This window comes from Enterococcus camelliae, assembly GCF_042685105.1.
GTDB lineage: Bacteria > Bacillota > Bacilli > Lactobacillales > Enterococcaceae > Enterococcus_G > Enterococcus_G camelliae.
On record NZ_JBHUMO010000023.1, the window covers coordinates 25,891 to 48,351 of the forward strand.

Genomic DNA, 22,461 nt, shown 5'->3' on the forward strand with positions numbered 1-22,461 from the left:
TTTTATCTTTTTTTGATTAATTCGCCTCGACATTTTCCACAACGGAAACGTTTCGTATCAATTTTGCGTCTTCGAATATACAATTGATGACAATGCAAACATTCATAGGAATATTCAGGTGACTCATTTGGAAACTTGGGGGCATATCTCAATCCACCAACTGCTGTTAGCAAATGCTTAAATGCTGCATCACGATGCCGATAACCTTCGTTTGCTAAATGCAAATGATAATGACACAATTCGTGTTTAATCACACCAATCAGGTTCAGCTGATCATCAAAGTCAAGCAATTTTGGGTTAATGTCAATGTGATGATCATTTAGATGGTAGCGCCCGCCTGTCGTCTGTAATCGAGCATTAAATATGGCAAGGTGCTGGAATTCTCTATGAAACCAATCAATTGATAGCTTTTCAACCAAAACTTGCAACTCTTCATTAGTCATGCCGACTTGCTTCACCCTTTACTGGTTGAATCATTGTAAGGCTAACTCTTTCACGCGAAACATCCACTTGCTCTATCCAAACTGTCACAATATCCCCAACTGCAACGATTTCGCTGGCTTTTTTAACAAATTTTTGACTAAGTTTTGATAGATGAACCAGTCCATCATGTTTGACGCCAATATCAACAAAAGCACCAAAATCGACAACATTTCTAACGGTTCCTTTCAATTCCATTCCCTCAGTTAAATCGTTAATTGTCAACACGTCTTTACGCAAGAGCGGCGCTGGCATTTCATCACGCATATCTCTGCCAGGTTGCAACAAACCATGAATGATATCTTGAATGGTCACAAGTGCAATTTCCCATTCATTCGCCAATGCTTTTTGATCGATTTGCTTCAAAAGATTGGCCGCTTCTTTTGTCCCAACTGAAGCTTCAGTCAGATGAACAGTAGCTAGAATCTTCTTTGCTAAATCGTAACTTTCTGGGTGAATCCCTGTCGAATCCAAAATATTTTTTCCTTGGGGAATACGCAAAAAACCAACAGCTTGTTCATAGGCTTTTGGGCCCAAGCGTGGGACCTGTTTTAATTCTTTCCGTTCCGTAAATTCACCCGTTTGTTGCCGAAGGATAACAATATTTTGCGCGGTGGTTTTATTTAAGCCAGCTACATAGCCTAGAAGTTCTACGCTTGCGGTATTCAAGTCAACGCCCACTTGATTGACTGCAGTTTCAACCACGAAAGACAGCTCATCAGCCAACTTTTTTTGTGAAACATCATGTTGATATTGACCTACACCAACTGCTTTTGGCTCAATTTTAACAAGCTCTGCTAATGGATCTTGCAATCTGCGTCCGATACTAACTGCACTTCTTTGTTCCACTTGCAAATCTGGAAATTCCGCTCGGGCAACGGGACTTGCAGAATAAACGGATGCACCAGCCTCACTCACAATGACATAATAGACTTCTCTATCCAAAAGTTTTAATTGATCTGAAACAAATTGCTCCGATTCCCTACTTGCAGTCCCATTCCCGATTGCAACCATTTCAACACCATATTGCTGAATTAAATCCCGAAATTGATGCTCACTTTCTTTTCTTTTCGTTAGAGAGGCTGGAGCATGGGGATAGATGACATCAATTGCCAATACTGCTCCCGTTGGATCTATAATCGCTAATTTACACCCCGTGCGATAAGCTGGATCAAATCCCATTACAACTTTTCCTTTTAATGGAGCCTGAAGCAATAGATTTCTTAGGTTCTCACCAAAGACATGAATGGCTTGTTCATCCGCTTTCATCGTCAGTTCATTACGTAAATCTCGTTCAATCGCAGGTTGAATAAAACGTTTGTATGCGTCTCGATAGGCCTCTTGAACATACTTTCCGACTGAAGAGCGACTATTTACTACTACTTGCTTTTCTAAGTATGAGAAAATTGAGTTTTCATCTACGGCAATAGTGATTCGTAAAATTCCTTCTTTTTCACCGCGGTTTGTTGCCAACACTCGATGTGAGACCATTTTGCGAAAGGGTTCAGAAAAATCATAATACATCTCATAGGTTTTTTTCTCATCAGCAGATTCATCTTTTACCCGACTAACAAAAAGACCATTCTTCATAGTATAAGAACGAATCCATTTTCGAAATTCCGCATGGTCCCCTATTTCCTCCGCCAATAGTTCATGAACACCATTTATGGCTTCTTCAACGGTTGGTACCTTTTCATTCAAAAATTCTGCTGCTTTCTCCTCAAGTGACTGATTTAACGGAAAGGTCTTTACCCAGTTAGCAAGAGGTTCTAATCCATTTTCTTTTGCGATGGTCGCTTTTGTCCTTCTTTTTTGTTTAAAAGGACGATAATAATCTTCCAGTAATTGCAAGGTTTCCGCTTGTTCAATGGCTTTTTGTAATTCAGGTGTCAGTTGATTTAAGGTTTCAATTTTTAGGAGAACTTCCTGTCTTCTTTTCTCTAAATTCTCAATGGCTCGCGCGCGGTCCTCGATTTCTTTAATCTGAATTTCATCCAAGGAACCTGTCATTTCTTTTCGATACCGGGCAATAAAAGGAACCGTATTGCCTTCTGCCAAAAGATTTAAAACAGTCCGCACCTGTTTAGGCTGAAACTGACTTAAATTTTTTATAATTGCTTCTTCATGGGCTATGGTCATTGACTGTATTCATTTCCTTTCTTAAACAAGATATATCGGTAACACACAAGTTCTCGTTTTTTAAAAAAACAACTAAAGGTTTTTTAAAAAACGAAAACTGCGAAAAGTCGTTTTCGGTGTATAACTCATCCTATTTTCAACAAGTGATTCATTAAGTTCCCCTACATACTTGCTATTGTGTTGGGAGTAACGTTTGTTTAATTAGTTTTTTTAAAAACTAATTCATTTCATTTTCAAAAGAAAGTGAGCCATAAATCAAAGCTGATTCATCGCTCACCTCTTCTAGTTGTGACTTTTTATTGCATAATAGTTGCCATCGGGATCAGCAAAATTAAGTAATTTGCTATCATCTAATTGAATCAATTCCCCCACTTCAACATCCAATGTCAAAAGTTTTCGATAAAATGCTTCAATATTTTTCGTTTGAAACATGACTGATGGTGAATTTGTCGCAACTTCGGGAGAATACGTTTCAATAAAAGAACGTTCATATAAAACAAAATGAACTTCGGCATCTTGACTAGGTGCAATTTCAACCACCATTGTTCCGTCTAACTCCTGAACGTCAATCGTCACAAAACCCAATGCTTCCCAAAACATTTTTGACGTGGTGACATTATCGACATACAACATAATTTCCATATCATTTGAAATCATTTTTTTACTCCTTACTCTGTATCTTGCGAATTGAAATTCAAGTCTATCCCTGGTTCATCCGTAATAATTTCGGTTACTTCATAAGTGAGTCGTTTTACAATATCGAATAACGGTGCTACAAGTAAATCCGCTTCTTCTCTTGAAATATCTTCAGCCTTTAAAATGGTTTGATTCACAATGTGGTTGATTTGACCAACCGCTCCAGTTAAAACGAACTCAGGAAAAGCGATAGTAAATTCCAAACGTGCACCAATAATACTATTTTCTTTTGGATACTCAGCATCTGGAGGGGTGAGTGGCATAAACCCCACATTTAGCTTGGTTTCAACTTCTTCTTCAGGTTTTTTCATATCATAATGATAACTTTCAACTATTGGTTTTTGTCTACGTATATCCAAATTTTTCAGCTCCTCTGTCTCTATATTTTAGCATATGAATTGTAAAAAAAATGCAAAATTTGTCAATCTTGCAAGTCATTTAGATAATCAACGGCATCTTTTAGTGTTTTTACAGGTACAATTTTCATTTTTGTATCTAATTTCTTAGCTGCTGCTTTGTCTTCCTGATAGTTTGATTGAATCGTTGGATCCACTTTTTTTTCAGCTGCTGTAATGTCATCATCTGGAGCAAAGAAAATTTCGACACCTTCATTACTTGCACTGGCAACTTTTTTATCTATTCCACCGATTCTGCCAATTGTTCCAGTCTCGTCAATTGTACCCGTACCAGCAATTATTTTGCCATGACGTAAATCTTTGCCAGTTAATTGTTGATAAATCTCTAAGGTAAACATTAATCCAGCCGATGGGCCCCCAATATTTTCTACATGAAATTCAATTGCTTGACTCGTTTCGATTTCCGTGTGGTCAACTAAAGAGATGCCTATGCCTGCTTTTTTGGTTGTCGGCAACTGAATCAATTTGCCAGAAGCCGTCTTCGATTCATTTTCATGCGTATAGGTAACGACCATTGTCTGACCAACCTTCTGTGATTGAACATACTTCATGAATGCTTGACTATTCTCAAAAGTCTTGCCGTCAACTCCTGTAACGGTGTCGCCGATTTGAATGACTCCGTAGAAACTCGAATTTTTTTCAACCGACATAACATAGACACCTTTGTACTTCATCGAATAGTCCATACCTGCCAATTTTAGGGCTTGCTCCGCAGCATTATTTTGGGCAGATTGCATATAATACTGTTGAATTTGATTGTATTCTTCACTAGATGCTGAGCCCATTAAATCCTTCTCTGAAACCAATTCATCAAAGTCAGAAAATTTTGATGCTAGTGCCGAAGCAACTGTTGCTTGCCGAATGCCCACAGATGTCAAAGAGAAAGAGCCGGGTTGCTCATCTTTTTTTTGATTCACAGTGATTAAATCCTTTAAATTAATCGTTGCACCTGGCTGTTCAATATAATAAGGGATTGGTACAACAACAATTCCTAATACAACCAAAAGAGTCACAAAGAACAGACTAAATTTTAACCAAGTTTTCTTTTTCAAATTGATTCACTTCTTTTCAATATATTGATTCACAACAGTTGGTAAAAAACTTGAGATATCTCCACCAAATGTCAAAATCTCTTTTAACATACTTGAACTAATGTGTTCATATTTGGGATTAGCCAGAAAGTATACTGTCTCAATTGAACGATCTAAATGTTGATTCAACACATAAATGTCTTTTTCATATTCAAAATCTTTGCTATTGCGAATTCCCCGAATAAGATAATTCGCTCCAATTTTTTTTGCATACGTTACTGTTAGGTCTTTTTCTTGAGAGACCACAATCACATTTTGGTAGGCTTGTAGGGTCTGTTGAACAAGCGTCATTTTTTCCTCCATAGAGAAAAAGGACTGCTTTGATGTATTCGGGAAAACGCCAACGTAAACTTTGTCAAACAAGTGGGCAGCTCGTTCGATTAAATCAACATGGCCAAGTGTAATTGGATCAAAACTTCCAGGAAAAAGTGCGATTTTTTCAGACATTGTCTTTATTCTCCCCTTCGATAAATGGTTATCTTACTTGTACCATAAACTTGTTGCTTTTTCATTTCAAATTGGGCAATTCTTTGAGGTAACTCAATTGATTTATCTGTTTCACAGACAATGGTTGCTGCTGAATTAGCCAATCCTAATTGGTCCATTCGTTCAATTTCTTCAACAATGGCTTGCTTGGCATAGGGTGGATCAAGCAAAATTAAATCAAAGACTTCCTCTTCTGTAGCCAGTTTTTTTAGCGCCGCGTTGGCGTCCATTTTTAATAAAACAAATTTTTCTGGTTCTTTTGTCATTTCTATATTTTGTTTAATTACAGTCATTGCTTGATAGTTTCTATCCACACAAACTGCTCGATTCATGCCTCGTGAAACAGCCTCTATGGCCAGACCACCACTTCCAGCGAATAAGTCAAGAACATTCCCACCATCAAAATAGGGTCCAATCATATTATAGATGGCTCCCTTCACTTTATCCGTTGTCGGTCTTGTATTTGTTCCTGGAAGACTCTTTAATTTTCTTCCACCATATGTTCCTGAGATAACGCGCACTCCGAAATCCCCCTTTATTTTTTTACAAAAAAAGCTATCAGCTAAAAAAAGCAGTGTTTTCAGCAAGAACGCATCCTTCCAAAAATTTGTCTGCTAGTTTAAACTGATAACCTATGAACATCCGCGCTTTTTTAAACATTTTCAGCTAAGCGAATCCGAGTATTCTTTTCTTCTACTTCAAATCCATCATCATTTGGCTGAAATGCTCGCTTTGTACCAATCTTTTCAGCAAAATTCATTTCAATATCCGGGCGATACGACTTTTCGATTTTACGAACAAAGTGTAGCCGTTCAATTTTTTCACTATTTTGGTCAAAGTCGGCCTCATTAAGATAAACAAGTGCATACTTCATTCGTTTTGAAATGTATAAGACTGTTCCATATCTACGTAAATTACGCACTTGGCGCAAAGAATACATCCAAACAACTAATCCTCTTCTTGGTACGACTGACAACAAATCTTGATTGTTATTAACTTGCATGACAACTACCTCCACATCCAGAATGGCCAGTAAAAAATGGACTACCAGCATCAACCTTAATATCACTTGATATCGTTTCAGCTAATGATACACAGATTTCATCCAAAATGGTTTGAAGCTGTGTTTCTTGAAAACGAAACTCACTCACCTCATCGTGTAAATCGAGTGCCCTCTTTGCTTGTCGAAGTTCTCTTCTTTTTTGTTTAAAATCAGGCGCATAATTACCATATTGCTCAATTTCTTCAAAAGAGCGCTTCGACTCTAAAAAGGATGCTTGTAACTGGCGTACCTCATCTGATTGCGTTAGCTTTCTTTTTGAAGAAAGATACTCTTGAAAGAACGAACTGTTTATGAGAGTAGTGGTTAGCTGCTCCATTTGGGTTTCAATTTGATAAAACTGTTGGTTATAAATCATGGCTCATTACTTTCCTTACTTGTATTTTGTTTTTCTTTCAATAAGACTAACATATTTTCTTTTGAAAATGCAATGCCCAACGATTCATCTTTTTCTTGCATGTATTTTTGATGTAAAAACGAGTTACTATACCATGAAAGAAGGGTAAATGTCGGATCGTAAACAGGTAATTCCAAATATCCTTGGGTTTGTGATAAGGAATACTTTTGCATCAGCGCCCCCATCTCTTCATCATTCAGAATAAAGTGATCTTTCGTCTGTCCCGTCCGAATACGTTGCAACAATTGGACACGCTGAGTAGTTAAGCTATCTTCTGGATGTGCCAAAAAATCTGCTAACATGTTATTTGTAGTTGCTTGCAATTCTGAATTAGCCATATACGAATGCAGTTGTTCCCGTTTTCTAAGTATCGTCAGTGAGTTACGTGCAAATTGGGCTTTTTTTGTGTTCAAATCTTGCCAGTCTGCTTCTTTTTCTTCCACAAAATTAGGGAGAACTTCCCCAGAGGTTGCATATGGAAGTAACCTTAAAAGTAACTCCTCTGATAAATACATCATACTGTATAATTTGCTCGTATTTTGATCAAAAAATAAGATAACGAATGAACCATTATCAAAACCAATTAATGGGCGATAATTCATGTCTTCTTCAGAAAGTTCAATATTCACCAATTGATTTTCATATTTCATTGTAAAATTGGGATAAATCATTGTTACTTTTGTCAATTGATTCATGGTCATGCCATTTTTGAAAGGTTCAATCTCTTTTTCCTTGGGCTCAATTAATTTGATTCCCACAATTTTTTGATCAATTGTACTAACTTCCATATAGCCACTTTCTTTTGTCACATTGTATAGATGAATATCATACGAGTAGCCAGTAGAAATTGTCTCTACTGGCTCACCATAATTTGCCTGCAATGTGTCAAAATTTTTCCCAATATAATTCGCAAACCCTGAGGATGGGATGGTCTCATAGGTAAGGTTTGTTGACTTGAGATGTTGTTGTGTATTGGTTTGTGGCTGTATAGCAGGAGAGACGAACTGGGATGAATACAATGGGTATACAATTGGTTGACCATATACAAAGACAAAGGCCAAGATTAGCATCCCGATAAATACTAGTTTACGATATTTCATCCCTTCTCCTCCAATGTTATTTTTCTGAGACTTCAATCAATAAGTCACCAGAAGTAATGGCATCACCTGCATCAACGTAAATATGTTCCACCGTTCCATCAAAACGAGCCTCAATCGAAGTTTCCATCTTCATGGCTTCAGTCACAATTAAACTGTCACCTTTTTTCACTCGATCACCTTTTTTTACAAGAACTTGTAAAACTGATCCGGACATAGTTGCTCCAATTTGCTCTTTATTTGTTGGCTCGACTTTTCGACGTTTCTTCGCAGTACTTAAAATTGATGCATCGTGCACTTCAACTTCTCGACGCTGACCATTTAGATTAAAGAAGAGCGTTCGATTGCCTTCAATATCAGGTTCGCCTATCTCATCCAACCGAATAATAAGAACTTTTCCTTTTTCAATTTGAACATTTATGCGCTCGCCTAGTCGCATGCCTTCAAAGAAAGTTGGGGTATCCAACACTTTGATATCCGCAAATTGTTCATATGCTTTACGGTAATCTAAAAATACCTGCGGATACATAATGTAACTTAGGACTTCCTCATTTGCTGGTTCATAGCCAATTTTTTCAGCTAAATCAGCTTTAATTTCTTCAAAATCAACCGATTTCGCTATTAAACCTGGACGTTCTGTTAGCGGTTGACGATTTTTTAAAATAATTTTTTGCAATCTTCTTGGGAATCCACCAACTGGTTGACCCAATTCACCTTGGAAAAATTGAATGACTGATTCAGGGAAGCTCAACTCTTCGCCTTTTTCATAAATATCTTCTTCTGTTAAATTATTTTGAACCATGAAAAGGGCCATATCCCCGACAACTTTTGAAGAAGGCGTAACTTTTACAATATCACCAAACATGAGGTTTACATGGTGATAAACTTCTTTGATTTCATCCCATTTATCGCCTAGTCCAACAGCTTTTGCTTGTTGCTGTAGGTTTGAATATTGTCCTCCTGGCATTTCGTGCATATAAACTTCAGTTTGTGGTGCACTAACCCCATTTTCAAACGCATGGTAATAGGTACGAACATCTTCCCAATAATGATTCACTTGCTGAACATTTTCAATGGTCAATTCAGGAACCCGTTGATCATCCACCAACGCATAATAAAGACTACTCATACTTGGCTGACTGGTGCTGCTGCTCATCGCACTCATTGCAACATCAACAATGTCGACACCTGCATTCACTGCTTCTGAATAGGTCATAATGCCATTTCCGCTTGTATCATGCGTGTGTAAATGAATTGGAATAGACACAGCTTCTTTTAATTCACTTATCAGACGGTATGCTGCTTTTGGTTTTAATAAGCCAGCCATATCTTTAATTGCAATGATATGAGCGCCCAATTTTTCAAGCTCTTTCGCCAACTCTTTATAATAAGCCACACTATATTTCGCCCGCTTAGGATCATTAATATCACCCGTATAACAAATAGTAGCTTCAGCAATTTTACCAGCATCTCTGACGGCTAAAATACTTTGCTCCATTTGTGGTACCCAATTTAGACTGTCAAAAATTCTAAAAATATCAATCCCCTGATTGGCAGATTCTTTAATAAATTCACGAATCACATTATCAGGATAATTACTATAACCCACCGCATTTGAGCCTCGGAATAGCATTTGTAATAGTGTATTAGGCATCGCTTTTCGTATCAAACGAAGTCTTTCCCAAGGATCTTCATTTAAGAAGCGATACGCAACATCAAAGGTTGCTCCGCCCCACATTTCACTAGAAAACAATTGAGGAATTGCCTCTTCTGTTTGTTTTGCTATGCTCACAATATCTCTTGTTCGTACTCTTGTTGCAAGAAGACTTTGGTGAGCATCTCGGAATGTAGTATCTGTCAACAAAACAGACTTTTGTTCTGTTACCCATCGACTAACTGCGTCTGCACCTTCTTGATCCAGCAGATGTTTTGGCGAAATACCCGGCAACGTAGTCAAAATTTTCTGAGGTTGTCTTGGATTTGGATAATACCGTTTTTCTTGTCTTTCAATCCCCGGATACCCATTAATGGTAATTTCACCAATATACTTCATAGTTTTATTGCCACGGTCACGTACTCGAGAAAACAAAAATAGCTCAGGTGTTGTATCAATAAACGTTGTTTTTAGTTCTCCTGATCGAAATGCAGGATGCTTAACAACATTTATCATAAATGGAATGTTGGTTTTCACACCACGAATTCGAAATTCACGTAAGCAACGTTCCATTTTTTGAATAGCAGCATCAAAGGTAAGTGCATGGGTACATACTTTAACCAATAACGAGTCAAAATAGGGTGTCACTATTGCTCCAGCATATGCATTTCCTGTATCTAAACGAACGCCTGAACCACCTGGTGAGCGATACGTATCAATTTTGCCTGTATCAGGTAAAAAGTCATGCAATGGGTCTTCCGTTGTGATACGGCATTGAATAGCTGCTCCTCGATAAGTAATGCCTGCTTGATGAGGGATACCAATTTCTTTATGTAAATCTTTTCCCTGAGCAATTAGAATCTGAGTTGCAACAATATCAACATCGGTAATTAATTCCGTAATTGTATGTTCTACTTGAACACGTGGGTTCACTTCAATAAAGTAAAAGTCGTCCCCCTCGACTAAAAATTCGACTGTGCCTGCATTGATGTAGCCAATATGTTTCATTAGTTGGACAGCGGCAGCACAGATTTTTTCTCTTTGTTGTGGACTCATTGAAACACATGGTGCAACCTCTACAACCTTTTGATGACGTCGTTGAACAGAGCAATCACGCTCAAATAAATGAATCACATTTCCATTTACATCCCCTAAAATTTGAACCTCAATGTGTTTAGGATCCTGGATATATTTTTCAACATAGATTTCATCATTTCCAAAAGCGGCTTTTGCTTCACTCTTTGCTCGTTGGTAGCCTTCTGCTGCTTCCTTATCATTGTGGGCAACGCGCATACCTCGACCACCACCACCTAACGCAGCCTTGATCATAATTGGATAGCCATACTGTGCGCCAAAAGCCTGTACTTCTTCAACCGTTTCGACTGGACCGTCCGTACCTGGAATAGATTGGATGCCTGCGTCAATCGCTGCTTCTTTGGCTTTGATTTTATCTCCGAAAATATCTAAATGGTGGACAGAGGGCCCAATGAAAATAATCCCTTCTTCTTCACACCGTTTGGCAAAAGTTAGATTTTCTGATAGAAAACCATAGCCAGGATGAATTGCCTCTGCGCCAGAATTTTTTGCGATTTGAATAATCCCTTCGATATCTAAATAAGCATCGATTGGTTTTTTGCCCACACCGACAACATATGCTTCATCCGCTTTAAAACGGTGCATTGAAAATTCATCTTCAGTAGCATAAATACCCACCGTTTTAATTCCTAATTCTGAGCACGCTCGAAATACACGTACAGCAATTTCTCCCCGATTTGCCACAAGAACCTTTTTCATGAAAACCTCTCCTTTTTGAATAACCAATTCACTTTTTATAGTTGAAGCTTTTTCTTTTTTTCATCTGCACTGATATTTAATGCAAATGCGACCGCTATAGAAAACATTAACAAACTTGAACCACCTTGACTGATAAATGGAAAGGTAATCCCAGTCAAAGGAATAATTCCGGTAATACCTCCTAAATTGACAAAAATTGAAATGAGAAAAAGAGCCCCAATTCCAATGCACATCAATGAATTAAACGTATCTGTTGATCGTATTCCGATTAAAATAATCCTCGCTACCATATATAATAATAAACCCAAAATGACAAGAGCCATGATCATTCCTAATTCCTCAACAACAATGGCAAAAGCATAGTCGGTTTGAGCTTCACTTAGAAACCCTTTCTTTTGAATACTATTGCCTAATCCTCTGCCAAATAATCCACCATTAAACATAGCATAGTAGCCGTGAATAGCCTGATGACCAGCTCCGTATTCATCCAAAAAAGGATTTTGAAAAATTTTAAAACGTGAAACTACGTGAGCTGGTAATATAGTCCCCCCCAGCGTTGGAACAAGTTTGATTGCAAGCCAAGCTAATATAAAAAGTCCTGTGCCCGTAAAAACAGAATAGAGATAGTTTATTCCACTAGAAAGCAGCAAAATGACAACCACCATTCCTAAAACAATCATATTCCCCCAGTCAGGATAAAAAACCAAAATTAAAATCTGCACAAGAACAGGTGCTACGATAGTAAATAAGGTCCGAATAGGATTCTCTTCAAAATGTAAAATAGCATCTTTCCGCTTGGTAATTCGAATAGCTAGGAACCAGATTACAATAAACTTCAAAAATTCCGCCGGTTGCAAAGTACCAATCCCGGGCAATTGAATCCAGCCATAAGAGCCATTGACTGGTTTAAAGAAAAAAACGACAACCAATACTAACGGCGTGATAACAGCCAAAGCTATATCTCCAAAAATTTTTTTACTTAGAACCTTGGTTTTGATTCGATAAATAACCATCATTAAAATCAAACTGATAAACCAGAAAATTAATTGCAAAATTGCCTGCTTGGCGGGATTTTTATTTTCTTCCAGTAAATTATATGACGTCGTACTATAAACCATCATTAAACCGATGATACACAAGGCAACATAGGGTAGAAAAATATGTAAATCTAACAAATGCCTTTTTTTAATTTTTTTCGGCAAGCCCTAAACCTCCTTGCCCTCATTTATCTTTTGATCTTCGTAAACTTCCGTATATAAATAATTCAGATCACGTTCCAAACCAGTTAAAATTTGATGCCCAATCTCAGCACTAATAATACCAAGTTGAATCGCAAAAGCAACTTGCCGTGACAGACCATACATTTGTGTATCTACGACCTCTTCAAAGGCCTTACACTGCGAAATACACTGGCTATTTTTTTGATTTTTTATCAATAAGCGAATACGATTTGCCTCTTTCATCAATAATGAATTGGCCATTTCTGGAGTTACGGTTTCCATGCAATCTCCTCCTATCTAATTTCAATATTATAGCATATTTTTTAGAAAAGAAAGACTTGTCTTTTCACTTTCCAGTATGTTTCATTGTTTTTTTACGCAAAAAAACCCTATTTCAATGAAATAAGGTTTAAGTAAAACAAGCAAATGGCTTAGGCTTGTTTTTTCTTCTTTTGTGATTTTTCACGTTCATTTTTATTAAGAATTTGTTTTCTCAAACGAATACTTTCTGGAGTTACCTCACAGTATTCATCATCATTTAAAAATTCTAATGATTCTTCCAGAGTCAAAATTCTTGGCTTTTTGATTACTGCTGTTTGATCTTTGGTTGCTGAACGTACATTGGTCATTTGTTTTGCCTTCGTAATATTGACAGTTAAGTCATTATCACGTGAATTTTCACCGACAATCATGCCTTCGTAAACTTCCGTTGTCGGTTCAACAAAAACTGTTCCCCGTTCTTCAATATTCATGATTGAATACGTTGTAGCTTTCCCCGTATCAATTGAAACCAATGCACCATGGTGGCGTCCACCAATTTGGCCATCAATCATTGGTAAGTATTGATCAAAGGTGTGGTGCATAATTCCATAACCACGTGTCATTGATAAGAATTCTGTTGTATAGCCAATTAATCCTCTTGCAGGCGCCAAGAAAATAATTCTAATTTGGCCATTGCCTGTATGAATCATGTCTTGCATTTCTGCTTTACGTGTTCCCAAAGATTCAATAATGGAACCCATATATTCTTCAGGAGTATCAATTTGAACGCGTTCAAATGGTTCACATTTTACACCATCAACTTCACGTTCAATGACTTCAGGACGAGAAACTTGCAATTCGAATCCTTCACGACGCATATTTTCAATCAAAATGGACAAATGCAATTCTCCACGTCCAGAAACAATCCATGAGTCTGGTCCAATTGGATCTACACGTAACGAAACATCTGTTTGCAATTCCGCCATCAAACGTTCTTCAATTTTACGAGCGGTTACCCATTTCCCTTCGCGACCAGCAAATGGTGAATTGTTTACTAAAAAGGTCATTTGCAAGGTTGGTTCATCAATATGAAGGATTGGCAAAGCATCTTGGTGATCAAATGGTGTCACTGTTTCCCCGACAAAAATATCTTCCATCCCAGATACAGCGATCAAATCACCTGCTTTAGCTTCTTGAATTTCTTCTCTTTGTAGTCCAAAGAAACCAAAAATCTTGGTTACGCGGAATCGTTTTACTTCACCATCAAGTTTCATTAATGCTACTTGGTCCCCAACACGAATGGTTCCACGAAAGACACGACCAATTCCAATACGACCAACATAGTCATTATAATCTAGTAAAGAAACTTGAAACTGTAAAGGTTCATCGCTGTTATCAACAGGTGCAGGTATATGCTCAATAATCGTATCAAAAATTGGAGCCATTGTTTTTTCTTGGTCAGCTGGGTTATCAGACAGACTAGATGTTCCATTTAGAGCAGATGCATAAATAACTGGAAAATCTAATTGATCGTCATCCGCACCTAACTCGATGAACAACTCAAGAACTTCATCAACTACATGTTCTGGTCTTGCTGATGGTTTGTCAATTTTATTTACAACAACAATTGGTGTCACGTTTTGTTCCAATGCTTTTTTCAAAACAAAACGCGTTTGAGGCATTGTTCCTTCGTAAGCATCTACTACTAAGACAACCCCATCAACCATTTTCATAATCCGTTCAACTTCGCCACCAAAATCCGCGTGTCCAGGTGTATCCAAGATGTTTATTTTGGTTCCGTTATATTCAACAGCTGTATTTTTTGCCAGAATAGTAATCCCACGTTCTTTTTCAATGGCATTAGAATCCATCGCACGTTCTTGTAATTGGGTTCTTGCGTTTAATGTGTGCGATTGCTTTAATAATTCATCAACTAAAGTTGTTTTTCCATGGTCGACATGGGCAATAATCGCAACATTTCGAATATCATTTCTATACTTCAATGTAATTGCTCCTTTAATTTTGGCTTTGACTCAACGAGTTATTATACCAGAAAAAGAACTTGAAACATAGTAGAAAGTTTTCAATTGTCTTACTTTTTAATCTTTTCGAAGCATTTCCAATATTTCATCATAGGCTTTCGGTGTTCCTGCAACAAAAAATTCACGATCACGGAGGTTAAGCTTCTCCCCTCGAACATTGCTCATCTTTAAGCCAAGTGTCTCTAATAACACGCCACCCGCTGCATAATCCCAAGGTGCTAAATGAGAAAGATAGCCAATACGTTTACCGAGAATTAGGGCAATTAATTCCACGCCAGCGCACCCAGTCATCCGTACGCCCATTGCGAGATTGCCAATTTCTCTAGCATGAACATAATTTGTACCATACATTCCTGCATTGACTCCTAACAATCCTTCTTCTACCGCCTTATTCAAAGGGGGATTCACTCGACAATCATTGTTGTATACCCCAACTGAAGGACCTCCCCATAAAAACATATCTCGCATCACATCGTAAACAAACCCTAATGATGGTTGCCCATTTTCGTAGACCGCTATCATAATACAAAAATTTTCCTGTTCCAAAACAAAATTCATTGTGCCATCAATTGGATCAATAATAAATACTCTTCCCGTCAAATCAGTTAAATGATTTTGATCATTTTCTTCCCCTAAAACTTTGGCGGTCGGATCAAAATTTTTTATTTTTTCAATGAGCAAATTCTGTGTCTCTTTATCAATATTTGTCACCAAATCGGTACGATCTGACTTCGTGCATACCACTAAATTATTATCAGCCAATGCAACCTTGATGTATTTTGCAGCCTCGTACATCCACGACTTCACTTCAGCAATTAAAATTTGCACTTGTTATCACTCCCCATTTTTAGCAATCCTTTTTGTTTTTCTTTTGCTACTTTGATTGTTTTGTATAAAGAGTAGTTGCTACATTCTTCGAACTGTCTACCTAATTTTTTTTCTTCCCCAATCGATGGCACGACTTTCTTAAAAGCATCGTACGTTTCCAAGAGAGAGGATACTTGCACCCCAGTTTCGTATGCTTTTTCTACTTCATTCCACATGGAAATGACTTGCACCATTTCTTCCTTACTCCACTCAAAATTTAAAGGATACTCATAATTCTGTTTCATTTTTAACCTCATGACTTTCTTTTTCTCTAACTATAATTTTTTTTTGAAAAAAAAGCAAAAAAACACTAATCAACTTTTCAGTTGACTAGTGTTTTTAGTAGTAGATTATGCGTGTATTGGTAAACCTAATGCCAATTCAGATGCATCCATAACAATTTCACCTAAAGATGGATGTGGATGAATTGTCAATGCAATATCTTCAGCGTTCATGCCTGATTCAATTGCTAAAGCCAATTCAGACACGATATCAGATGCGCCGATACCAGCAATTTGTGCCCCAATGATAACATTATCTTCAATGGTAGTAACCAAACGAATAAAGCCTTCTGTTTTTCCTAACGAAAGAGCACGACCATTTCCAGCAAATGGGAATTTGAATGCTTTTGCTTCAAGTCCAGCTTCTTTTGCTTCGTTAATTGTCATTCCAACAGATGCTAATTCTGGATCCGTAAAGGCAACGGCAGGCATCGCTTTGTAATCAACAGCAACTTTTTTGCCTGAAATTGCTTCAGCAGCAATTTTTGCTTCGTAACTAGCTTTATGCGCCAATGCAGCCCCAGGTACGATATCGCCAATCGCATAAATATTTTTAACATTTGTGCGACCTTGTTTATCAACGGTAATTAAGCCGCGTTCACCTATTTCAACTCCTGCTTGCTCTAAGCCCATGTCATTTGTATTCGGACGACGACCCACGGTTACCATTACATAATCAGCCGTAACAGATTGTTCTTTGCCATCAACTTCATATTTCACAGTAACACTGTCTCCATTATCAATTGCTTCTTTCGCCATTGCTTTAGTTACGACAGTAATTCCTTTATTTTTAAACTCAGCTTCAACAAGTTTAACCATATCTTTTTCATAAGTAGGTAAAATTTGTGGTGAACCTTCTAAAATAGTTACTTCTGATCCTAAGTTCGCATATGCGCCACCTAATTCAGCACCGATTACTCCGCCACCAATAATGACAAATTTCTTAGGCACTTCTTTTAAGTTCAATCCGCCAGTAGAATCGAGTACACGGCCACCAAATTTGAAGCCTTTGATTTCGATTGGACGAGAACCAGTGGCAATAATCGCATTATTGAAAGAATACGTTTGAGCAGAATCTGGATGCATAACTCTTAAGGTATGATCATCCACAAAGAATGCTTCACCATCAAGTACTTCCACTTTATTCTTTTTCAAAAGCATAGCAATCCCTGAAGTTAATTTGTGAACAACTCCATTGTCTTTCCATTCTTGGGTTTTCGTGAAATCCAAAGAAACATTTTCAGCGGTAACGCCGAATAATGTAGAATCCAATGATTCTTGAAAGTGGTGTCCAGCAGAGATTAACGCTTTCGATGGGATACAACCAACGTTTAAACAAACGCCTCCAATATATTCTCGTTCAACAATTGCTACTTTTTGCCCTAATTGAGCGGCACGGATGGCAGCTACATAGCCACCAGGTCCAGCACCAATCACAACTGTGTCTAATTCAATTGCAAAATCTCCAACTACCATTTGTTTATCATCCTTCCATTAATAACAATTCTGGATCCGCCAACAGACGCTTGATGTTATTCATTGCTTTTTGCGCTGTAGCTCCATCAACAATACGGTGATCAAAGCTTAATGATAATTTCATCATGCGACCAACGACAATTTCTCCTTCAGCATTCACAATTGGTTGTTGCACAATTGTTCCGACACCTAAAATAGCCACTTCAGGGTAGTTAATAACTGGCGTAAACCACATACCACCGACTGAACCAATATTACTAATTGTAATTGATCCATTTCTCATATCTTCAGCTGATAGTTTTCCTTCATGAGCCAATGCAGCTTTGCTATTGATTTCATCAGCAATGGCGAATAAGCCTTTGCGGTCAGCATCTTTTACATTCGGCACATATAGACCGTGATCAGTATCTGTTGCAATCCCAATATTATAGTAATGTTTGTAAACTATTTCTTGAGCTGCATCATCAATTGATGCATTCAGAACTGGATATTTCTTCACAGTTGCAGTCAATGCTTTAACGACATATGGTAAGAATGTTAATTTCGTGCCATTTGCTGCAGCAACTTCTTTAAATTTCTTACGTTGATCCCAAAGATTTGAAACTTCAACTTCATCATGTAATGTAACATGTGGAGCTGTATGTTTGCTATTAACCATTGCTTTTGCAATTGCTCGACGAGTTGGCGTCATTTTTTCACGTGTTTCCAATTCGCCTAGATTTGAAGAGAATGGTTTTGCAGGAGCTACTTTTTCAGCGGCTGGTGCTGCTGTAGTTGCTGCTGGTTTTTCCTCAGCTGCCTTCGTTACAGACGCAGTTGCAGTTGTGCCACCTGCAAGATAAGCTTCGATATCAGCTTGTGTTGTACGGCCACCTTTTCCAGTAGCAGGAACTAACGTGATATCTACATCTTTTTCACGTGCGAATTGGCGTACTGAAGGCATAGCCAAAACACGTTTGTTTAGATCTGATGCTTCAACTACTGTCGCACTACCTGAAGGAGTTGCTACAGCAGATGCTGTTGTAGCAGCTGGTGTTGCAGCAGTTGTTGGTGCTGAGTTATGACCAGGCGCATCAATTTCTACCAAAACATCACCTACGTTAGCTACCGTTCCTTCTGGTACGATAATATTTTTTACTGTACCAGTAACTGGTGAAGGGATTTCTTCGACTGATTTATCATTTTGTACTTCTAATAAAGTATCATCTTCATTAATTGTGTCACCTGGTTTTACAAACCATTTCACAATTTCACCTTCTGCGATACCTTCTCCGATATCTGGTAATTTAAATTGGAAGACACCTTCGCTTGCACCTGCTTCTGGTAACGCTGCTGGTGCTGCTGGTGTTTGTTCTTGAGCAGGAGCTGCGCTTGCCGGAGCATCATTTTCATGTCCAGGTGCATCGATTTCTACTAGGACATCGCCAACATTGGCTACCGTTCCTTCTGGTACGATAATATTTTTTACCGTACCAGTAACTGGTGAAGGGATTTCTTCAACTGATTTATCATTTTGTACTTCTAATAAAGTATCATCTTCATTGATTGTATCGCCTGGTTTTACAAACCACTTAACGATTTCACCTTCTGCGATACCTTCTCCGATATCTGGTAATTTGAATTGAAATGCCATTTTTTTTCGTCCTTTCTGACTACGTTAGAAGTTTACGATTTCTTTCACTTTTGCTTCAATATCAGCTGCATTTGGTAACCAAACATTTTCAGCTTGGCCAAATGGAAAGACTGTATCAGGAGCAGCTACGCGACCAATTGGGGCTTCTAAAGAAAGAATTGCTCGTTCAGCAATTTCTGCCGCTACTTGAGCACTAACACCTGCTTGTTTTTGGGCTTCTTGGACTACAACAACTCGACCTGTTTTTTCAACAGAAGCGATAATCGTTGCAATGTCTAAAGGAGCTACCGTACGCAAGTCAATAATTTCCACTTGAATATTTTCTTTTGCTAAATTATCCGCAGCTTTGACTGCTTCACGTACCATTGCACCATACGTAATAATAGACACGTCTTTTCCTTCGCGTGTTACAGCTGCTTTGTCCAATGGAACTTCGTAGGATTCTTCAGGAACTTCTTCACGGAATGAGCGATACAATTTCATATGTTCTAAGAAGACAACGGGATCGTTGCTTCGAATAGATGAAATCAATAACCCTTTTGCATCATAAGGATTTGAAGGGATGACAACCCGAATACCAGGGGATTGTGCGATTAATCCTTCTAAGTTATCTGAGTGTAGTTCCGGTGTATGAACGCCACCACCAAATGGTGAACGAACAACGATTGGCAAGTTACGAGTGCCACCCATCCGGTAACGAGTACGAGCCATTTGAGCAACAACTTCATCCATTGCTTCAAAAACAAATCCGAAAAATTGTAGTTCGGGAACTGGTCGGAAGCCTTCTAAAGCTAAACCAAACGCTAAACCAGCAATACCAGATTCTGCCAAAGGTGTATCAAAAACTCGATCTTCACCAAATTTTTCTTGTAGTCCTTCAGTTGCACGGAATACCCCACCATTTTTACCAACATCTTCACCAAAAACTAGGACGTTTTCATCGTTAGCTAACTCAAGAGCTAGGGCATCTGTGATTGCTTGAATCATTGTTTTTTGTGCCATCTTTATTTCGACTCCTTCGCTTCATAGAACGCAATTTGTTCTTTGATTGATTGTGGTTGAACTTCAAACATATTTTTCAAGAAAGTTGAAACTTTTTGTTTTGGAACTTTATCCGCTTCCGCAATAGCTGCTTTGATTTCTTCTTTTGTTTGTTCAATCACTTGTTCTTCTTTTTCTTGAGACCATAATCCTTTTGCTTCTAAATATTTACGGAAGCGAATTAATGGATCTTTTTGCAACCATTCGTCATCCAATTCTTTTGAACGGTAACGAGTAGGATCATCCCCAGACAATGTATGTGGACCATAACGATACGTTAATGTTTCAATTAAGACCGGTCCATTACCAGCTACTGACCAATCACGTGCTAATTTTGATACTGTATAAACCGCAAGTGCATCCATCCCATCAACTTGAATTCCTGGAATACCGGCAGCAACAGCTTTTTGAGCTAGTGTAGTCGCAGCTGATTGTTTTTCCCGTGGTGTTGAAATAGCAAAACCATTATTTTGGATATAAAACACGCCATTGGCTTTGTAAGCACCTGCAAAGTTAATTGCTTCATAAAAATCACCTTGTGAAGAACCACCATCACCTGTATAAGTAAAGACAACATTTTTCTTGTTGCGTTTCTTTAAGCCCAAAGCAACACCAGCTGCTTGAACGTATTGCGCACCAATAATGATTTGCGGTGGTAGAGCTTTCAATTCTTCAGGATAAAGATTTCCTGCAACATGTCCTCTTGACCATAAAAATGCTTCTTTTAAAGGTAATCCATGACGGACTAATTGTGGTACATCACGATATCCTGGTAAAAGTACATCTTCTTTTTCAAACGCAAAATGACTAGCTAATTGGCTTGCTTCTTGTCCTGCAGTTGGAGCGAAGAAACCAAGACGTCCTTGACGATTCAATGCAGTTGAACGTTCATTAAGTACCCGTGACCAAACCATTTGAGTCATCAACTCAACGAGTTCCTCATCACTTAAATCTGGTACTAAAGCTTCATTTACAACATTTCCATCTTTATCCAAAGCTTGATAAGTTGGAAAATCAGCATTGATATCTTTTAACAAAGCTTCAAAGTCAATTGTTTTTTTCTTTGCCATCTTGTCACACTTTCCTCTCTGAAATCTTTTTTGCGATTCTTTGTCAGCGTGTATAACAGAATCATATCCTGTATTACTATATTTCTGACTCACAGGTATAACCTATCATTTTTAGCAGAGAAAAACAAGCAAAATGTTTTCGCATTCATTATTCTAGAATAATTCTTTTTCCTTAAACCATTGTAAAAATAGTGATAATTTTCACATTTGATAAAATCTTAATAAGACAACGATTTTTGTAATAAGTAACAGTTTTTTTAATTTTTATGTGAGTAATTTCTTTTTTTTACTTTCTTATTTCTGAACAAAAATCAATTTATTTCTTTTTTTCTAACCTAGAAAATACAAAAAGATATTACTATTTTTGTTCTTTTATGATAACATTAGTTATTATAAAACTGTATTTAATACAGATGATAATCTATTATATAACAACCATAGGAGATCTTTTATGAAGAATTTGGCTTCCATCTTCACAAACGCTACTTGTGACTACTTATCCATTCTAAACTACTTTCGATTTGGCCCAACTAGTTGCAAAGGAACCCATCTTGCGACATACCTGGGACTAAGTTATGACGTTTTAAAAAAAAGAATCGGGATGATGAATCAATTGATTGCGACGCCACTCTTTACTATTTCAGAAGGAATTATTTCAATTGACACCACAAGTCTCGAGCCTGTTTTTCAACTATATCAACATGTATTAGAAGAAGTTCCTGAGTTAATCATGCTCGAACAAGTCGTTTTTCAAAAAAATGAAAAATTAGTAGCTATCGCTCTTGATTATCCATTTGCCGTTTCAAGTTTATCAAAAGCGAGACACAATATTCTTGATTTCTTGACAAATCAAAATAGATTGACAAAACCAACAAAAGAGAAATGTGAATCAAACTGGCTGTATTTTTACTTTGTGATTTCGTTGGAAAGAACGCTGATTGAAGTTTATAGAAACAAACTATCGGTATCTTTGCCACTTTCCTTTCCAATTCACTTTAAACTAGCAATTAAAACTTTACTGGAAAATCCCCATTTTTCCTATGGTCAGTCTCTTACCTATTCTTTAAGAAATAAACATAACTACCATTCATTAGAACTTTTGATTGACTTATTAACAGAATTTCCAATTGAACGCACAAATTTTGTTGATTATTTTTTGGTTCATTGTAAGATGAACTTAGCCACTTTCAAGCAATAAAAAAACGTCATAGCGAAAAATCGTGTATTATTGAAGTTCCAACACAATCAATAAGGAGATTT

At 37.6% G+C, this 22,461-nt stretch carries 21 protein-coding genes; 1 reads left to right on the plus strand and 20 read right to left on the minus strand.

All coding sequences use genetic code 11. The annotated features are described in order from the left end of the window. Positions 1-2: 2 nt before the first annotated feature. From ACFSR0_RS03585 to pdhA, 20 genes are all read right to left on the minus strand, one after another. Positions 3-443, minus strand: coding sequence for a SprT family protein (locus ACFSR0_RS03585; protein ID WP_379979984.1), 441 nt, complete (start codon positions 441-443; stop codon positions 3-5). Next, positions 436-2,619, minus strand: a complete 2,184-nt coding sequence (locus ACFSR0_RS03590) for a Tex family protein (protein WP_379979986.1) — start codon at positions 2,617-2,619, stop codon at positions 436-438. Before ACFSR0_RS03590 ends, ACFSR0_RS03585 begins: the two co-directional genes overlap by 8 nt. Positions 2,620-2,901: 282 nt before the next feature. Continuing rightward, on the minus strand, positions 2,902-3,276 hold the full coding sequence (locus ACFSR0_RS03595) for a VOC family protein (protein WP_379979988.1): 375 nt from the start codon (positions 3,274-3,276) through the stop codon (positions 2,902-2,904). Between the two features lie 11 nt (positions 3,277-3,287). Beyond that, a complete protein-coding gene (locus ACFSR0_RS03600; protein WP_379979990.1) occupies positions 3,288-3,674 on the minus strand; it encodes a DUF1149 family protein in 387 nt (128 codons plus the stop codon). A 62-nt stretch (positions 3,675-3,736) separates the two neighbouring features. Beyond that, the gene (locus ACFSR0_RS03605; protein ID WP_379979992.1) at positions 3,737-4,783 is read right to left on the minus strand and encodes a SepM family pheromone-processing serine protease; all 1,047 of its coding nucleotides are present in this window, start codon (positions 4,781-4,783) and stop codon (positions 3,737-3,739) included. 6 nt (positions 4,784-4,789) lie between these two features. After that, positions 4,790-5,269, minus strand: a complete 480-nt coding sequence (gene coaD / locus ACFSR0_RS03610) for a pantetheine-phosphate adenylyltransferase (RefSeq protein ID WP_379979994.1) — start codon at positions 5,267-5,269, stop codon at positions 4,790-4,792. A gap of 5 nt (positions 5,270-5,274) precedes the next feature. Further along, complete coding sequence (gene rsmD, locus ACFSR0_RS03615; RefSeq protein WP_379979996.1) at positions 5,275-5,829, minus strand: 16S rRNA (guanine(966)-N(2))-methyltransferase RsmD; 555 nt, start codon at positions 5,827-5,829, stop codon at positions 5,275-5,277. Between the two features lie 131 nt (positions 5,830-5,960). Further along, positions 5,961-6,311, minus strand: coding sequence for a YlbG family protein (locus ACFSR0_RS03620; RefSeq protein WP_379979998.1), 351 nt, complete (start codon positions 6,309-6,311; stop codon positions 5,961-5,963). Continuing rightward, positions 6,301-6,726 carry a YlbF family regulator gene (locus tag ACFSR0_RS03625; RefSeq protein WP_379980000.1) on the minus strand — a complete coding sequence of 142 codons (426 nt, stop codon included), beginning with the start codon at positions 6,724-6,726 and terminating at the stop codon, positions 6,301-6,303. The genes ACFSR0_RS03620 and ACFSR0_RS03625 overlap by 11 nt, the downstream gene beginning before the upstream one ends. Then, positions 6,723-7,865 (minus strand): CAP-associated domain-containing protein, encoded by a 1,143-nt coding sequence (locus ACFSR0_RS03630; protein WP_379980002.1) that lies wholly within the window; start codon positions 7,863-7,865, stop codon positions 6,723-6,725. The genes ACFSR0_RS03625 and ACFSR0_RS03630 overlap by 4 nt, the downstream gene beginning before the upstream one ends. A gap of 16 nt (positions 7,866-7,881) precedes the next feature. After that, the gene (locus tag ACFSR0_RS03635) at positions 7,882-11,310 is read right to left on the minus strand and encodes a pyruvate carboxylase (protein WP_379980004.1); all 3,429 of its coding nucleotides are present in this window, start codon (positions 11,308-11,310) and stop codon (positions 7,882-7,884) included. A 35-nt stretch (positions 11,311-11,345) separates the two neighbouring features. Continuing rightward, positions 11,346-12,512, minus strand: coding sequence for an FtsW/RodA/SpoVE family cell cycle protein (locus tag ACFSR0_RS03640; protein ID WP_379980006.1), 1,167 nt, complete (start codon positions 12,510-12,512; stop codon positions 11,346-11,348). Positions 12,513-12,515: 3 nt separating this feature from the next. Continuing rightward, complete coding sequence (locus ACFSR0_RS03645) at positions 12,516-12,812, minus strand: DUF1507 family protein (protein ID WP_379980008.1); 297 nt, start codon at positions 12,810-12,812, stop codon at positions 12,516-12,518. A gap of 149 nt (positions 12,813-12,961) precedes the next feature. After that, positions 12,962-14,794 carry a translational GTPase TypA gene (gene typA, locus ACFSR0_RS03650; protein WP_379980010.1) on the minus strand — a complete coding sequence of 611 codons (1,833 nt, stop codon included), beginning with the start codon at positions 14,792-14,794 and terminating at the stop codon, positions 12,962-12,964. 96 nt (positions 14,795-14,890) lie between these two features. Beyond that, positions 14,891-15,661, minus strand: a complete 771-nt coding sequence (locus tag ACFSR0_RS03655; RefSeq protein WP_379980012.1) for an inositol monophosphatase family protein — start codon at positions 15,659-15,661, stop codon at positions 14,891-14,893. Beyond that, entirely contained in the window at positions 15,649-15,945 is a 297-nt protein-coding gene (locus ACFSR0_RS03660) for a UPF0223 family protein (RefSeq protein WP_379980014.1), read from the minus strand. Before ACFSR0_RS03660 ends, ACFSR0_RS03655 begins: the two co-directional genes overlap by 13 nt. A 105-nt stretch (positions 15,946-16,050) precedes the next feature. Beyond that, positions 16,051-17,457, minus strand: coding sequence for a dihydrolipoyl dehydrogenase (lpdA, locus tag ACFSR0_RS03665; protein ID WP_379980016.1), 1,407 nt, complete (start codon positions 17,455-17,457; stop codon positions 16,051-16,053). 7 nt (positions 17,458-17,464) lie between these two features. After that, a complete protein-coding gene (locus tag ACFSR0_RS03670; RefSeq protein WP_379980017.1) occupies positions 17,465-19,090 on the minus strand; it encodes a dihydrolipoyllysine-residue acetyltransferase in 1,626 nt (541 codons plus the stop codon). A 24-nt stretch (positions 19,091-19,114) separates the two neighbouring features. Beyond that, positions 19,115-20,092 carry an alpha-ketoacid dehydrogenase subunit beta gene (locus tag ACFSR0_RS03675; RefSeq protein ID WP_379980019.1) on the minus strand — a complete coding sequence of 326 codons (978 nt, stop codon included), beginning with the start codon at positions 20,090-20,092 and terminating at the stop codon, positions 19,115-19,117. 2 nt (positions 20,093-20,094) lie between these two features. Then, positions 20,095-21,201 carry a pyruvate dehydrogenase (acetyl-transferring) E1 component subunit alpha gene (gene pdhA / locus ACFSR0_RS03680; protein WP_379980021.1) on the minus strand — a complete coding sequence of 369 codons (1,107 nt, stop codon included), beginning with the start codon at positions 21,199-21,201 and terminating at the stop codon, positions 20,095-20,097. Positions 21,202-21,652: 451 nt separating this feature from the next. Between pdhA and ACFSR0_RS03685 the strand changes: the two genes are divergently transcribed. Continuing rightward, positions 21,653-22,399, plus strand: a complete 747-nt coding sequence (locus ACFSR0_RS03685; RefSeq protein ID WP_379980023.1) for a hypothetical protein — start codon at positions 21,653-21,655, stop codon at positions 22,397-22,399. Positions 22,400-22,461: the final 62 nt, after the last annotated feature.

Coding starts and splice junctions, on each gene's coding strand:
- ACFSR0_RS03585 (WP_379979984.1), bottom strand. CDS start 443: ATGACTAATGAAGAGTTGCAAGTTTTGGTTGAAAAGCTATCAATTGAT.
- ACFSR0_RS03590 (WP_379979986.1), bottom strand. CDS start 2,619: ATGACCATAGCCCATGAAGAAGCAATTATAAAAAATTTAAGTCAGTTT.
- ACFSR0_RS03595 (WP_379979988.1), bottom strand. CDS start 3,276: ATGATTTCAAATGATATGGAAATTATGTTGTATGTCGATAATGTCACC.
- coaD (WP_379979994.1), bottom strand. CDS start 5,269: ATGTCTGAAAAAATCGCACTTTTTCCTGGAAGTTTTGATCCAATTACA.
- ACFSR0_RS03620 (WP_379979998.1), bottom strand. CDS start 6,311: ATGCAAGTTAATAACAATCAAGATTTGTTGTCAGTCGTACCAAGAAGA.
- ACFSR0_RS03625 (WP_379980000.1), bottom strand. CDS start 6,726: ATGATTTATAACCAACAGTTTTATCAAATTGAAACCCAAATGGAGCAG.
- ACFSR0_RS03630 (WP_379980002.1), bottom strand. CDS start 7,865: ATGAAATATCGTAAACTAGTATTTATCGGGATGCTAATCTTGGCCTTT.
- ACFSR0_RS03635 (WP_379980004.1), bottom strand. CDS start 11,310: ATGAAAAAGGTTCTTGTGGCAAATCGGGGAGAAATTGCTGTACGTGTA.
- ACFSR0_RS03645 (WP_379980008.1), bottom strand. CDS start 12,812: ATGGAAACCGTAACTCCAGAAATGGCCAATTCATTATTGATGAAAGAG.
- ACFSR0_RS03660 (WP_379980014.1), bottom strand. CDS start 15,945: ATGAAACAGAATTATGAGTATCCTTTAAATTTTGAGTGGAGTAAGGAA.
- lpdA (WP_379980016.1), bottom strand. CDS start 17,457: ATGGTAGTTGGAGATTTTGCAATTGAATTAGACACAGTTGTGATTGGT.
- ACFSR0_RS03670 (WP_379980017.1), bottom strand. CDS start 19,090: ATGGCATTTCAATTCAAATTACCAGATATCGGAGAAGGTATCGCAGAA.
- ACFSR0_RS03675 (WP_379980019.1), bottom strand. CDS start 20,092: ATGGCACAAAAAACAATGATTCAAGCAATCACAGATGCCCTAGCTCTT.
- pdhA (WP_379980021.1), bottom strand. CDS start 21,201: ATGGCAAAGAAAAAAACAATTGACTTTGAAGCTTTGTTAAAAGATATC.
- ACFSR0_RS03685 (WP_379980023.1), top strand. CDS start 21,653: ATGAAGAATTTGGCTTCCATCTTCACAAACGCTACTTGTGACTACTTA.